The organism is Kribbella sp. NPDC051587, assembly GCF_044453945.1.
GTDB lineage: Bacteria > Actinomycetota > Actinomycetes > Propionibacteriales > Kribbellaceae > Kribbella.
In genome coordinates this window covers 50,637-63,610 of the sequence record NZ_JBITDE010000007.1, presented here as the reverse complement: position 1 = coordinate 63,610, position 12,974 = coordinate 50,637, and the positions used below count along the sequence as shown (strand labels likewise).

13 protein-coding genes are annotated in these 12,974 nt (G+C 68.9%); 8 read left to right on the top strand and 5 right to left on the bottom strand.

The annotated features are described in order from the left end of the window. Positions 1-72: 72 nt before the first annotated feature. Both ACIA49_RS24530 and ACIA49_RS24525 read left to right on the top strand, forming a co-directional pair. A complete protein-coding gene (locus ACIA49_RS24530; RefSeq protein WP_396379649.1) occupies positions 73-900 on the top strand; it encodes an S-methyl-5'-thioadenosine phosphorylase in 828 nt (275 codons plus the stop codon). Then, positions 897-1,928, top strand: a complete 1,032-nt coding sequence (locus ACIA49_RS24525) for an NAD-dependent epimerase/dehydratase family protein (protein WP_396379648.1) — start codon at positions 897-899, stop codon at positions 1,926-1,928. The genes ACIA49_RS24530 and ACIA49_RS24525 overlap by 4 nt, the downstream gene beginning before the upstream one ends. 127 nt (positions 1,929-2,055) lie before the next feature. Here ACIA49_RS24525 and dapA read toward each other — a convergent pair whose 3' ends face one another. After that, complete coding sequence (gene dapA / locus ACIA49_RS24520; RefSeq protein WP_396379647.1) at positions 2,056-2,958, bottom strand: 4-hydroxy-tetrahydrodipicolinate synthase; 903 nt, start codon at positions 2,956-2,958, stop codon at positions 2,056-2,058. 71 nt (positions 2,959-3,029) lie between these two features. Between dapA and ACIA49_RS24515 the strand changes: the two genes are divergently transcribed. Beyond that, positions 3,030-3,896, top strand: coding sequence for a LysR family transcriptional regulator (locus ACIA49_RS24515; protein WP_396379646.1), 867 nt, complete (start codon positions 3,030-3,032; stop codon positions 3,894-3,896). Between the two features lie 165 nt (positions 3,897-4,061). Here ACIA49_RS24515 and ACIA49_RS24510 read toward each other — a convergent pair whose 3' ends face one another. Continuing rightward, entirely contained in the window at positions 4,062-5,237 is a 1,176-nt protein-coding gene (locus tag ACIA49_RS24510; RefSeq protein WP_396379645.1) for a sensor histidine kinase, read from the bottom strand. Next, positions 5,234-5,932: a response regulator transcription factor gene (locus tag ACIA49_RS24505; RefSeq protein WP_396379644.1), complete on the bottom strand. Its 699-nt coding sequence runs from the start codon at positions 5,930-5,932 to the stop codon at positions 5,234-5,236. The genes ACIA49_RS24510 and ACIA49_RS24505 overlap by 4 nt, the downstream gene beginning before the upstream one ends. 124 nt (positions 5,933-6,056) lie before the next feature. Here ACIA49_RS24505 and ACIA49_RS24500 point away from each other — a divergent pair, with 124 nt between their 5' ends. From ACIA49_RS24500 to ACIA49_RS24485, 4 genes are read left to right on the top strand one after another with little or no spacing between them, the layout of a single operon-like run. Further along, positions 6,057-6,707 carry a glycosyltransferase family 2 protein gene (locus ACIA49_RS24500; protein ID WP_396379643.1) on the top strand — a complete coding sequence of 217 codons (651 nt, stop codon included), beginning with the start codon at positions 6,057-6,059 and terminating at the stop codon, positions 6,705-6,707. After that, positions 6,704-7,975, top strand: a complete 1,272-nt coding sequence (locus ACIA49_RS24495) for a DUF2064 domain-containing protein (protein ID WP_396379642.1) — start codon at positions 6,704-6,706, stop codon at positions 7,973-7,975. Before ACIA49_RS24500 ends, ACIA49_RS24495 begins: the two co-directional genes overlap by 4 nt. Then, entirely contained in the window at positions 7,972-9,333 is a 1,362-nt protein-coding gene (locus ACIA49_RS24490) for a glycosyltransferase 87 family protein (protein ID WP_396379641.1), read from the top strand. Before ACIA49_RS24495 ends, ACIA49_RS24490 begins: the two co-directional genes overlap by 4 nt. Before the next feature lie 5 nt (positions 9,334-9,338). Next, positions 9,339-10,187 carry a RimK family alpha-L-glutamate ligase gene (locus ACIA49_RS24485; RefSeq protein ID WP_396379640.1) on the top strand — a complete coding sequence of 283 codons (849 nt, stop codon included), beginning with the start codon at positions 9,339-9,341 and terminating at the stop codon, positions 10,185-10,187. A gap of 3 nt (positions 10,188-10,190) precedes the next feature. Here ACIA49_RS24485 and ACIA49_RS24480 read toward each other — a convergent pair whose 3' ends face one another. Continuing rightward, on the bottom strand, positions 10,191-10,451 hold the full coding sequence (locus tag ACIA49_RS24480; RefSeq protein ID WP_396379639.1) for a WhiB family transcriptional regulator: 261 nt from the start codon (positions 10,449-10,451) through the stop codon (positions 10,191-10,193). A 117-nt stretch (positions 10,452-10,568) separates the two neighbouring features. Here ACIA49_RS24480 and ACIA49_RS24475 point away from each other — a divergent pair, with 117 nt between their 5' ends. Continuing rightward, entirely contained in the window at positions 10,569-11,498 is a 930-nt protein-coding gene (locus ACIA49_RS24475; protein WP_396379638.1) for a threonine/serine dehydratase, read from the top strand. Positions 11,499-11,515: 17 nt separating this feature from the next. On the opposite strand, the gene ACIA49_RS24470 is transcribed toward ACIA49_RS24475, so the two are convergent. Next, positions 11,516-12,961, bottom strand: coding sequence for a glycosyltransferase family 87 protein (locus tag ACIA49_RS24470; RefSeq protein ID WP_396379637.1), 1,446 nt, complete (start codon positions 12,959-12,961; stop codon positions 11,516-11,518). Between the last annotated feature and the right edge of the window lie 13 nt (positions 12,962-12,974).

Sequence of the window (12,974 nt, the reverse complement as noted above, 5' to 3'; positions counted from 1 at the left end):
ACCCCTTACGGAGCGCTCACGGTCCGGCCGAATCGCGTCATCAGTGGCTCGGGCGCAATTAGCGTCGGAGTCATGGTTGATATCGGTGTGCTCGGTGGTTCCGGCTTCTACTCGTTCCTGGCGGACGCGCGCCGCGTCGACGTCAGTACGCCGTTCGGTCCGCCCAGCGAACCACCGGTCGTCGGCGAGGTCGCGGGGCGCGAGGTCGCCTTCATCCCGCGGCACGGCGCCGACCACCGCTTCCCGCCGCACCGGGTCAACTACCGCGCCAACCTCTGGGCCCTGCGCGAACTCGGCGTCCGCCAGGTCCTCGCGCCCTGCGCCGTCGGCTCCCTGCGCGCCGAACTGACGCCCGGCGCGTTCCTGGTCCCCGATCAGTACGTCGATCGCACTTGGGGCCGGCCACAGACCGTGTACGACGAGGCCGCCGTGCACACGTCTGCCGCTGACCCGTACTGCCCGGTCGGGCGGTCCACGATCATTGCCACCGGCAACGTCGTACCGGAGGGGACGATGGTGGTGATCAACGGTCCGCGGTTCTCGACCCGCGCCGAGTCGCTGTGGCACGCCGCGCAGGGCTGGTCCGTCGTCGGGATGACCGGCGCGCCTGAGGCCGCGATCGCTCGGGAACTCGCTCTCTGCTACACCTCCCTCGCCGTCGTCACCGACCACGACGCCGGTCTCCAGCAGGGTGACGGCGTGACGGAAGCTGAGGTCTACAAGGTCTTTGCCCACAGCATCGACCGCCTCAAGTCGCTCCTCACCGACGTGATCCCCCGCCTCCCCATCGCCGCGGACTGCACTTGCCACCACTCCCTCGACGGCACCGCCGCCGAGGCGAGAACGCCAGAGAGCGCTCCCTCGCGCTCCGACGTGTTGAGTGGGGTGGCGGAGCGATGAGGGTTCTCCTGACTGGTGGTGCCGGCTTCATCGGGCGGCACGTACACAACCAGCTGATCGCCGAAGGGCACGAGGTACTGGTGTTCGACTCGCTGCGGCCGGACGTTCATCGGACTCGCCCGGAGCCGAGCGACGACCTCATCGTCGGCGACATCCGGAACGCCGAAGATCTCCGGAGAGCGCTCCCCGGCATCGACACCGTGATCCACCTGGCCGCCAAGGTCGGGCTCGGCGTCGACCTGGACGACATCGACGACTACGTCTCCACCAACAGCCTCGGCACCGCCGTCCTGCTCCGCGAACTCGCGCACGCGAACCTGCGCCACCTCGTCTACGCCAGCTCGATGGTCGTCTACGGCGAAGGCCGCTACGACTGCGACCGCCATGGCCAGGTCGCTCCCGGACCGCGCCGACCGGAAGATCTCGACGCCGGCCAGTACGACCCGCCCTGCCCGCTCTGCGACGAGCCGCTTCGCCCCGGGCTGATCGCAGAGAGCGCTCCCCCGGATCCCCGCAACGCCTACGCCGCCAGCAAACTCAACGGCGAACACCTCGCCGCCTCCTGGGCCCGCGAAACCGGCAGCCGCGTCACGGCTCTGCGCTTCCACAACGTCTACGGACCCGGCATGCCTCGCAACACCCCGTACGCCGGCGTCGCCGCCCTCTTCCGCTCAGCCCTCGAACGCGGTGAACCACCGAAGGTCTACGAAGACGGCCAGCAGCGCCGCGACTTCATCCACGTCCACGACATCGCCACCGCCGTCACCACCGCAGCCGGAGCTCTCCCCCACCAACCACCTTTCACGGCGTACAACGTCGGCAGCGGCACCATCAACACCATCGGCGCCCTGGCCGCCGAGCTGGCCCACGCCTACCAAGGCCCAGCCCCCATCACCACCGGCCAGTACCGCCTCGGCGACGTCCGCCACATCACCGCCTCGTCGGCCAAGCTCCGCGACGAACTCGGCTGGAAGCCCACCCTCGACCTCCCCACCGGCCTCGCCGACCTCCTGGCTGCCGACAGCTAACCGCGCGGCAGAGGCAACCGGCGTACCGACGAACGGGTAGTGGTCCGCCCCGGCGCGGCAGCTGAGGCGACCGACTGCTCCCTGAGCACCGCGGCAACCGACCATCACCCGTTGGTCGGTACACCCTTTACTTGCCTGCAGCAACGAGCATGGGTGCAGTGGCAGTTGCGGCGTGGAGAGCGGTTGCGGCTGTCTTCGGGTCGGCAGGGAGCAGCGGGAGCCGGGCGTGACCTGTGGGAATCCGGCCTTGGGCAGCGAGCACCGCCTTGATCACGACCGGGTTCGGTTCGGCGAAGAGCGCTCTCGACAACGGGGTTACTTGGTGAACGAGCTTCCTGGCCCGGACCACATCGCCGGCCTGCCAGGCGGTGAGGAGGTCGGCGTAGGCCCGCGTTGCCACGTTCGCGCTGGCGAGGATTGCGCCGGCAGCACCCAGCGCGAGCATCGGCCCGGCGTACAGATCGTCCCCGGCCAAGACGCTCACGTCGTCGGGCACGCGACTCAGGAACGTCATCGTGTCCTCGTCGATCCCGCCGACCGCGTGCTTGAACCCGGCGACATTCGGCAGTTCCGCCAACCGCACCAGCGTCTCCGCGCTCAACGTCCGCCCGGTCCGATACGGGATGTTGTAGATCACCAGCGGTACCGGGCTCGCCGCGGCAAGCTGCCGGAAGTGCTCGACGACACCTTCCTCGGACGGCCGCGTGTAATACGGCACCACAACCAGCGCTGCACTCACTGGCGAGGTCAGCTCAGCGAGCGCGTCGACGGAAGCGGCCGTCGAGTTCGAACCGGCGCCGACAATCAGTGGCGCATCACGCTCGGCACAGACCGCCGTACAGATGTTGAGCACGCGGCGACGCTCCCCAGGAGTGAGAGTGGCCGGCTCACCGGTGGTGCCGAGCGCGACGATGCCGGTCGCGCCCTCGTCGAGAACGGCGTGAGCGAGCGCTTCCAGCGCATCTTCGGCCAGTACGTCGGTCGCGGTGAACGGGGTGATCAGCGGAACGAAGAGCCCAGTGAATGCCATGCCCTGACGATCACCCGCGTGAACCCATCAGGTCCAGTTCGCATCTCCACTCCAAAGCGTAAGCTCAGCTTATGCTCGACGTCCGCAAACTCCGCCTGCTCCGCGAACTCGCCCGCCGCGGCACGATCGCGGCCGTCGCCGAGGCACTCGCCTACACGCCGTCCGCGGTCTCCCAGCAGCTCACCGCGCTCGAACGCGAGACCGGCGTACCGCTGCTCGAACGCACCGGCCGCCGCGTCATCCTGACCCCAGCCGCCCACGGCCTCGTCGAGCACACCGAATCGATCCTCGCGTTGCTCGAGGAGGCGGCCACTGATCTTGAGAACGCGGCGAGAGCGCTCTCCGGCGTTCTCCGGATCGGGGCGTTCCCGACGGCGATCCCGACCGTCGTCACCCCGGCAATAGTTGCCTTAAGCACCGAAAACCCCGGCCTCGGCATCACGGTCGTCGAACTCGATCCTGCCTCGGTCCCCGACGCCCTGCGGACCGAGGCTGTCGACATCGCACTCGTGCAGGAGTACGACCACGTCCCGGCTGCACCCCACCCAGGCCTGCACACCGAGCCTCTACTGGAAGAAACCGTCTACCTGGCCACCCGCCGTACTCAATCTCTGAGCAGCCTCAATGACGCCCCCTGGATCGCCGGCACACCCGGCACGCTCTGCCACACGCTCACGATCAGAGCCTGCGAGGCTGCCGGGTTCACCCCGCGGATCCGCCATCACGCCGACGACTTCGGCGCCGTCCTAGCGCTGGTCGCCGCCGACCAAGGCGCCGCCTTCGTCCCCGACCTAGCCGTAGCCACCCCACCGCTCGGCGTCGTCCTCACACCACTCCCGATCCAGCGTCGTACCCGTCTCGCCTACCGTCGCGGCACCGCCAACCACCCCGCCCTAGCCGCCGCCCGGAGAGCGCTCCACCAAGCTCTCAGCCAGTAGGCAACTACCGGCCGCAGAACGATCACGAAGAGCACCCGCCGCCGCTGCAACGCGGAGAGCGCTCCACCACACTCACAGCTACTGGGCGGCCACGGCGGAAGCTCGATTTGGTAGGGCACCCGCTGCCGCTGAAACTCGGAGAGCGCTCCATGACGCTCTTAGCAGCTAGTGGGCGGCGACGGGTGGGAGCTCGATCTGGAAGGCGCAGCCGCCGTCGACGTTCGTCACGCCGATCTGGCCGTCGTGGGACTCGACCACGCCTCGGGCGATCGCCAGCCCGAGGCCGCCTCCGCCCGAATTCCCCGTCGCGGACGCCGAACCCGAGGCTGAGGCCGGTACGGGGGTCCGTTGTTCGTCACCACGCCAGCCGATGTCGAAGACCCGTTCCAGATCATCAGCCGGGATCCCGCCACACCCATCGGTCACCGCGAGCCGCACTCGTCCGTCCGGCTCCCGATCGACCATCAGCGTGACCGTCCCACCGGGCTCCGTGTGCCGGATCGCGTTGCCCACCAGGTTCGTCACCGCACGCGTCAACTCGTCCGGATCCCCTTGCACAGCAAGCCGATCGTCACCGGACGGTGTCGCCACCGCGAGCTCAACTCCCGATGCACGAGCGTGTTCGCCGTTCTCCCCCGCCACGTCTTCGGCCAACTCGCGCAGACTCACCGCCGACCGTTTCCGCGGCAGCGCCGCCGCCGACAACCGCGACAGCTCGAACAGATCGTCGACGAGCCCGGTCATCCGGTCGACCGTCGATCGCATCTGCCGCAGTGCACCCGGTACGTCGTCGATCACGCCGTCCTCGAGCCCTTCCGCCACCGCCCGCAACCCGGCCAACGGCGTCCGCAGATCGTGCGACATGAACGCGACCAGCTCCCGCCGGCTCGCCTCGAGAGCGCGCTCTCTCGCGTGTGACGCAGCCAGCTTCTGCCGGGTCATCTCTAGCTCGTCCGTCAACGCCGCCAGCTCGGCCGGTACGGCGCCACTGGACCGATCCGAAGGCTCGTACGTCGTACCCAACCGCCGCAGCCGCTGTCCGACATCCCGCGAACCCTTGCTGATCCAGTGACCCAACAACACCGACATCCCGAGCCCGAGCAGCGCCGCGAACGCGAGCGTCCAGAGCACGACCCACGAGTCGTGTTCGGAGATGAACATCGCCCGCACGCTCTGCAGTACCGCAGCGAGTGCCGCGGCCATCGGCGCCAGCGCGGCGACGATCATCGTGACCCGGAGCGAACGCCGGCGGAACTGCCACAGGATCGCGCCACCGAGGACCGCGACCACCAAGGTCCAGAGGGTGGTCAGCGCGAGGATCGTCATCGTGTCGCGGTTCATTCGGACTCCCCCGCGAACCGGTAGCCCGTGCGCGGCACGGTCAGCACCAGTCGCGGATCCGACGGATCCGCCTCGATCTTCTCCCGCAGCCGCCGGACGTGCACCGTCACCGTCGACGAGTCGCCGAAGTCCCAGCCCCAGACCCGGCGCAGCAGCTCGGCCTTCGTGTACGCCTTGCCCGGATGCGACACCAGATACGCGAGCAGATCGAACTCGCGATGCGTCAGCGAGAGCTCTCTCCCGTCCAGCAACGCGATCCTGGCCGCGGTGTCGATCGCGATCGGGCCGGCGCTCAGCTTCGTCGGTGTCAGGTCGAGCCCGGCCAGCCGCTCCTCGCGCCGCAGCATCGCCTGCACCCGCAGCGTCAGTTCCCGCGGGCTGAACGGCTTCACGACATAGTCGTCGGCGCCGAACTCCAGACCGACCAGCCGGTCCTCCTCCTCACCACGAGCGGAGAGCATGATCACCGCGGCTCCGTCATCGGCCGCGCGCATCCGGCGCAGGACCTCCAGACCGGACATCCCCGGCAGCATCACGTCCAGGACGACGACCGACGGTTTCCATTGCTGCCAGACCTCGACCGCCGCGATCCCGTCCGCCACCACGCGAGCGTCGTACCCGGCCTTGGTCAGGTACGCCGAGACGACGTTGGACACGGTCGGGTCGTCATCGACGACGAGCACACGAGTAGCCACGATCAGAGCCTAGGTCTTCCGGACCCCGCAGCGCTGGACCGAGACCCAGAGAGAGCGCTCACCGTAAGCGACCCGTAGCCGTCGGCGGCCACTCCGGAGGCCTGATCTTCCCTACGGTCGAAGGGTGGCTGTCGATCTCGTACTGCCGTGCCTCGATGAGGCGGCGGCACTCCCCTGGGTACTCACCCGGCTCCCGGCCGGCGTCCGGGCCGTTGTCGTGGACAACGGTTCGACCGATGGATCGGCGGAGCTCGCCGCTGAACTCGGGGCGACCGTCGTGCACTGCTCGATCCGCGGGTACGGCGCCGCGTGTCACGCCGGCCTGGAGGCGGCCGATGCCGAGGTGGTGGCGTTCATGGATGCCGACGCGTCCCTCGACCCGCGGCAGCTCGTCCGGGTGACCGCGCCGATCCTGGCCGGGAACGCGGACCTGATGGTGGGTCGCCGGAGAGCGGTCTCTCGCGACGTCTGGCCGTGGCATCTCCGGCTGGCGAACGCCGAACTGTCCCGCCGGATCAGGCGCCGTACCGGCGTAGTCCTGCACGACCTCGGCCCGATGCGAGCGGCGCGTCGGACGGCGTTGCTCGACCTCGCGCTGCTCGACAGGCGCTCGGGCTACCCACTCGAGACCGTCGTACGGGCCGCTGATGCCGGCTGGCGGATCTCCGAGGTGGATGTCGACTACCTGCCACGCTCAGGCCGATCGAAGGTCACCGGTACGCCGCTCGGCGCCGCGCGGGCCGTCCTGGACATGTCGAAGGTGCTGAAGGCATGACCGCAGACATTGCCACGCGCGGCACGCTGATCGTGATCGCGAAGGAACCGGTTCCCGGTCGGGTCAAGACCCGTTTGCAGACCGAGTTCACGCCGCAAGAGGCCGCGGCCCTCGCCCGCGCATCCCTGGTCGACACGCTGACGACCGTGCGATCGGCTCCGGCCGGACGCCGCGTACTGGTCCTCGAAGGCGAACCGGGCCCCTGGCTCCCGCCGGGTTTCGACGTGATCCCGCAACGCGGCGGCGGACTCGATGAGCGGCTCGCGGCCGCCTTTGAGGACTCCTTCGACGGATCGCCGATGCTCCTGGTCGGCATGGACACACCGCAGCTGCCGAGCGATCTGCTGAGCTTCAACTGGCCCGGGTACGACGCTGTGCTCGGACTGACCGAGGACGGCGGGTACTGGTGCCTCGGGCTCCGCGAACCGGACGACGCGGCACTGATCGGCGTACCGATGTCGACCGAGCACACCGGCCGGGATCAGCTGCGACGCCTGGAGAGACTGGGAAAGCGCGTTCTTCTGTTGCCGACGTTGCGGGACATGGACACGCCGCGGGATGCGGCCGCGATCGCCGCGGACTATCCGTCGCTACGGCTGTCGCGGTTGTTCCGGCGATTGCAGCACGCGGCGCATCCGGGGTTGCTGTTCGACCAGGCACTGGACGGTACGGCGCGAGTGGTTGCCACCGGCATCGATGGACGGACCGTACCGTCGCTGTGCGAGCTGGACCGGTGGCAGTCACCGGCCGACGACGTCGATCGGCTGGCGTTGAGCCGCTGCGAAGGACCGGTCCTGGACATCGGCTGCGGGCCGGGCCGGATCGTGATGGCCCTTGCTGAGCAGGGGATTCCCGCTCTTGGCGTCGATGTGTCGCCGCAGGCGGTGTCGCTGACGACCTCACGCGGTGCGGCGGCGCTGCGGCGGCCGGTGCAGGACCGGCTGCCGGCGGAGGGACGCTGGGGCAGCGTCGTCCTGATGGACGGCAACATCGGCATCGGCGGCGACCCCGCTGATCTGCTCCGGCGCTGCGCGGAACTCGTGCGTCCCAACGGGCTGGTCCTGGTCGAGGTCGATCCCGACGACGACCTCGACGACACTGATCCGATCGTGCTGCGCAGCTCGACCGGCCGCCGGTCAACCCCATTGCCCTGGGCAAGAATCGGCAGCCGGACCCTGCTTCGCCACGCCCGCAGCACAGCCCTCCACCCCACCGAAGACTGGCGCACCCCGCACCGAGCCTTCCTGACGCTCCGCCGCACCGCATGACCGCCCGCGCCACCACCCCGGCAAGCCTCTGGTTAGCGGGCGGGGTCGCCGTCGGCGTCGCCGTGCTGACGATCTGGGCGCACGCCGCCAGTTGGTGGCCGAACGTTCTCCTCGTGATCGGCTGTCTGATCGTCGGCGCCATGATCTGGCGGTTCGGGCGCGGACTCAGCATCGCCGGGGTCGTCGTGGTTGCTGCGTTGTGCCAGCTACCCGGGCTGACCCATGCGCCGATCACCAGCACCGACGCCTATCGCTACGTGTGGGACGGACGAGTCCAGCTGGCCGGACATTCGCCGTACGCGCATGTGCCGTTGGACGACGCCTTGGCGGAGCTGCGAGATCCACTCCTGTTCCCAGGGCTGTCGCCGACGCAGAGATCGGGAGAGAGCGCTCCCCCGAGTCTCTCCACCGATCCCGCGACAGTGGCCGCACTCGCCGCCGACGATCCGCGGACGCTCATCAACCGGCCTCGCGTACCGACCATCTATCCACCGATCGCACAGGTGTACTTCACGCTCGTCGCGGCGGTGACCCCGTGGTCGGCGGGAACGCTCGGGCTGCAGATCGCCGCCGGCCTGCTCGCGGTCGCACTCACCTGGTTACTCGCAGCAACAACACCACGGGATCGCCGCTGGGCAGCGCTGTGGGGTTGGTCACCGATCGTGGTCCTTGAGGCCGGAAGCGCTGCCCACGTTGACGTTCTGGGCGCCCTGCTCATCACCGCCGCCGTCATCACCTCGGCCCGGCGCCCCCGGCTCGCCGGGATCCTGCTCGGCGCCGCCGCGAGCGTGAAGCTGCTGCCGCTGCTATTGATCCCCGCGTTCCGGGTCCGCCAGTCGATTGTTGCCGTGGGCACCTTCGTTGCCACCTACATCCCGTACGTCGCCGCCTCCGGCGCCCTGGTCCTCGGTTTCCTGCCCGGCTACCTGACCCAGGAGGGGTTCTCCGACGGCAGCACCAGGTTCGCGATTCTCTCGCTCCTGCTGCCTCCTGAGGCTCGTCAGGTCGTCGCCGTTCTGCTCGCGGGAGCGCTCTCCGTGCTCGCGTTCCGGCGTCGCGGCCGCGAATCGCTGGCCGTCACGTGCTGCTGGCTGTACGGCGCTGCGCTGCTGATCGCCACTCCGACCTACCCCTGGTACGGCCTTCCCCTGATCGCGCTGGCAGCGCTCTCCCGGCGACCCGAGTGGATCGCCGTACCGCTGGCGTCGTACCTGGCCTATGCCACCGTCGGGCACGGCAGTCGCCAAGGGCTGATCTACCTGGCCGCCGCTGCCATCGTTGTCATCACTACTACGCTGCGTCATCGTCCGGTTGCCGCAAAGCAGTTTGACGAGAACCGGACCGCCAACCAACACTGAGCAGCGTGACCAAACGCATCGCGATCGCGACCTCGGCCGACTGGCCCGAGCTGCTGCCGGAAGAGCGCCCGCTCCTGGACGCGTTCCACGCCGCCGGCCTCGAAGCCGTCCCCGCTGTCTGGACGGATCCCTCGATCGACTGGTCCGCGTTCGACGCGGTCCTGCTGCGCTCGGTGTGGGACTACTACACGCGGCACCTCGAGTTCACCGAGTGGCTCGGCCAGCTCGACAAGGCCGGCGTACTGGTGCTGAACGAGACCGACCAGGTGCGCTGGAACAGCGACAAGCGCTACCTTCTCGAACTCCGCGAGCAGGGCGTCGCGATCGTGCCGTCCCAGGTCGCGGCGGGCGCCTGCCTGCGCGAGGTCGTCGCCGGGCTCGAAGGTCAGCAGATCGTCATCAAGCCGACCGTGAGTGGGGCGGCGTACAACACCGTCCGCGGGCTGGCCGGATCGGCCGAGCTCGACGCCGCGATGACCGAACTGCCCGACGATGTGTATCTCGTCCAGCCGTTCCTGCCCGAGATCCAGACCGACGGCGAGTGGTCGTTGCTGTTCTTCGGCGGCGAGTACAGCCACGCGGTGGTGAAGCGCCCGGCAGCTGGTGACTACCGGGTGCAGCAGATGTTCGGCGGCGAGTCGACGCTCGAGGAGCCGACGCCCGCCATCCTGGAGAGCGCCAAGATCGCGCTCTCCGCAGCACGCACCCAACCGACCTATGCCCGCGTCGACGGCGTCGTGGTCAACGGCCGCTTCCTGCTGATGGAGCTCGAACTCATCGAGCCCTACCTCTTCATCCCCGAGCACCCGCCGGCCGCCGACCACCTGGTCAGCGCCATCGCCGCGCAGCTCTGAACCTCAGCTGGCAGCAGACTCCGGATGGCCGCGCCGGCGGCCATCCAGGAACGTGATCCCGGCGGCGGTGCCGGTGTACTTGGTCCGGCGCGCCCAGTCGTAGCACTCGTTCAGCACCGGGCATGAGGTCAGGCACAGCTCGCGCGCCTTGCGCTGCTCGAAACGGGTTGCTGTCTCGTCGTACGCGCCCGCCTGCCCACGGCAGGCGGCGCGATCCATCCAACGGTCACTGGGATCGACGATCACGGTCAGCATCGGCCTCATGACCACGACGGTAGATCCCGGGGAGCGCTCTCCGGGGCGCGTCTCAGAATACGGTCTTTTGTCGATGGACTTACTTCACTTTCAACCCGGCTCCGGCGGCGGCATAGGGTCGGGGCCATGCCGACGCTCGACGAGATCCGCACCGCCGCCGACCAGCTGCACGGCCGCATCCACCGCACCCCGATGCTCAGTTCGTCGGCCCTGGACGCTCAGTTCGGCGCCGAGCTCACGCTGAAGGCCGAGCTGTTCCAGAAGACCGGAAGCTTCAAGGTCCGCGGCCTGCTCACCAAGCTCCTGCAACTGACGCCCGAGGAGCGAGCCCGCGGTGTGGTGACGGTCTCGGCGGGTAACGCGGCCGGCGCCCTGGCCTGGGCCGCGCGGGACGCGGGAATCCCGGCCACGGTGGTGATGGCGACAACCGCCGTACCGGCCAAGGTTGAGGCAGCACGCGGGTATGGGGCCACGATCGAGTTGGTGGACGGCGACCTCCTCGCCGCGTACGACGAGATCCGGAGAGAGCGCGATCTCACCGGTGTCCATCCGTTCGACGACGAGCAGGTGATCACCGGTCACGGCAGTCTCGGACTGGAGCTGCTCGAAGATCGCCCCGACCTCGACACCGTGCTGGTGCCGGTCGGTGGCGGCGGCCTGATCTCGGGAGTCGCACTGGCGGTCAAGCTGCTCAAGCCCGGCATCCGAGTCATCGGCATCGAGCCGGAGCAGGCCGACGTGGTGAGCCGCAGCCTCGCGGCCGGTGAGCCGCAACGGCTACCCACCGCCCGGTCCATCGCCGACGGGCTGGCCGCACCCATCTGCGGCACCCGCAACTTCCCGATCATCCAGCAGTACGTCGACGACGTCGTACGGGTTGGTGAGGACGCGCTGCTCGCCGCAACCCGACTCGCCATGTCGCGTACCAAGCTCGCCCTTGAACCGGCGGCCGCCGCACCGTTCGCTGCCCTGCTCGAAGGCAGCATCCAGCTCACCGGAGTGACCGGCGTCGTGATCAGCGGCGGCAACCTGGACGTCGCCAAGCTGAGCCTCTGATCACGAGCTGCGCAGGATCAGGCCGGTGCCAGCTGAGCGGGTGCCTTGGAGAGCACGCCGTCGCTTGGGTCGTCTACTACGTCGCCTTGGCGGACCGGGTCCTTCTCGGGCAGCAGGATGTCGCGGGCAACCACCAACATCAGCCAGAGGGTCCCGCCCATCCGCAGCAGGACGGACAGCCAGTAGATGCGGTCGGGGACGTCCGGGTTGCCCGGTTGCAGGAACTGGGCCAGATGCATCCAGACGAGCATCCAGTAGAACATCTCGCACGCCTGCCAGATGAGCCAGTCACGGAGCCGCGGGCGGGCCAGGGCGACCAGGGGCAGCAGCCAGAGCACGTACTGCGGTGAGTAGACCTTGTTGATCAGCAGGAACGCCGCGACCACCAGGAACGCGAGTTGGGCGAAGCGTGGTGGTCGGGGCGCCATCAGCCCGAGGATCGCGATCGAGAGGCACAGCCCCGCGAAGATCACGATGTTCAGCTGGTTGACGTCGGTGACCTCGTGCTTGGCCAGCTTGAGCACGTACCAGATCGAGCCGTAGTCGCTCTCCCGCTCGTCGTTGAACGTCCAGAACGACAACCACTCGTTCTTCGCGAGCAGGTAGATCGGTGCGTTCACCAGCGCCCAGGCGACCACCGCGCCCACCACTGCCTGGACGAACGGCCACATCTTGCGGCCGCGCAGGCAGACGATCAGCAACGGTCCGAGCAGCAGGAACGGGTAGAACTTCGCCGCCGTGCCCAGCCCGATCAGTACGCCGAACCAGATCGGTTTGCCGCGCGACCAGGCGAACATCGCGCCGGCGGTGAGTGCGACCGCGAACAGGTCCCAGTTGATCGTCGACGTCACCGCGAGCACTGGTGCGGCAGCGACGTACAGGGCGTCCATCGGCTGCCCACGGGCCGTGCCGGGGCCGCGGGACACCCCACGTGCGGTGGCCAGCGTCAGACCGACGGTGAGGAGCGCACAGAGGAACAGCAGCATGATGTTCACGACGAAGAACACACCGGCGGTACTGCGCTTCTGCGCGTCGGTGAGGTCCTTCTTTGGATCACCGGTGACCAGCCAGGTCAGCTGCGCCGCCACCTCCATGAACGCACCGGTGAGCACCGGGTACTCGAGCACCGGGTAGTCGCCGGTGTCCAGGAACGGGCGGTTGCCCTCGGCAAATCCGCGCTCCTGGTAGAGGAAACCGACGTCGGAGTAGCACAGCGCCTTGAACGGCCGCCAGCTCTGCCGGTCCCAGCCGGCGTCCATACACGGCGCCTTCTGCAGTACGCCGAGACCGAAGGTGATCGTGCACACGGCGAGCGCTATCCGCAGCGGCGTCCACCAGGACGAGCTGAGCCGGGCGAACCGGCCGGACCGGCCACCGAGCCCGACCGTCAGCCCAGCGACGGCCGGATCGGCCTCCGACGGCGACAGCCGGTCGTGCGTGGGCCGGCTTCCTGGTTCGCTCACGGTGGGCATCATC

What these genes read in the sequence shown, in the direction of transcription:
- ACIA49_RS24510 (WP_396379645.1), bottom strand. Translation starts at nt 5,237, where the DNA reads ATGAACCGCGACACGATGACGATCCTCGCGCTGACCACCCTCTGGACC.
- ACIA49_RS24525 (WP_396379648.1), top strand. Translation starts at nt 897, where the DNA reads ATGAGGGTTCTCCTGACTGGTGGTGCCGGCTTCATCGGGCGGCACGTA.
- ACIA49_RS24495 (WP_396379642.1), top strand. Translation starts at nt 6,704, where the DNA reads ATGACCGCAGACATTGCCACGCGCGGCACGCTGATCGTGATCGCGAAG.
- ACIA49_RS24530 (WP_396379649.1), top strand. Translation starts at nt 73, where the DNA reads ATGGTTGATATCGGTGTGCTCGGTGGTTCCGGCTTCTACTCGTTCCTG.
- ACIA49_RS24475 (WP_396379638.1), top strand. Translation starts at nt 10,569, where the DNA reads ATGCCGACGCTCGACGAGATCCGCACCGCCGCCGACCAGCTGCACGGC.
- ACIA49_RS24490 (WP_396379641.1), top strand. Translation starts at nt 7,972, where the DNA reads ATGACCGCCCGCGCCACCACCCCGGCAAGCCTCTGGTTAGCGGGCGGG.
- dapA (WP_396379647.1), bottom strand. Translation starts at nt 2,958, where the DNA reads ATGGCATTCACTGGGCTCTTCGTTCCGCTGATCACCCCGTTCACCGCG.
- ACIA49_RS24515 (WP_396379646.1), top strand. Translation starts at nt 3,030, where the DNA reads ATGCTCGACGTCCGCAAACTCCGCCTGCTCCGCGAACTCGCCCGCCGC.
- ACIA49_RS24480 (WP_396379639.1), bottom strand. Translation starts at nt 10,451, where the DNA reads ATGAGGCCGATGCTGACCGTGATCGTCGATCCCAGTGACCGTTGGATG.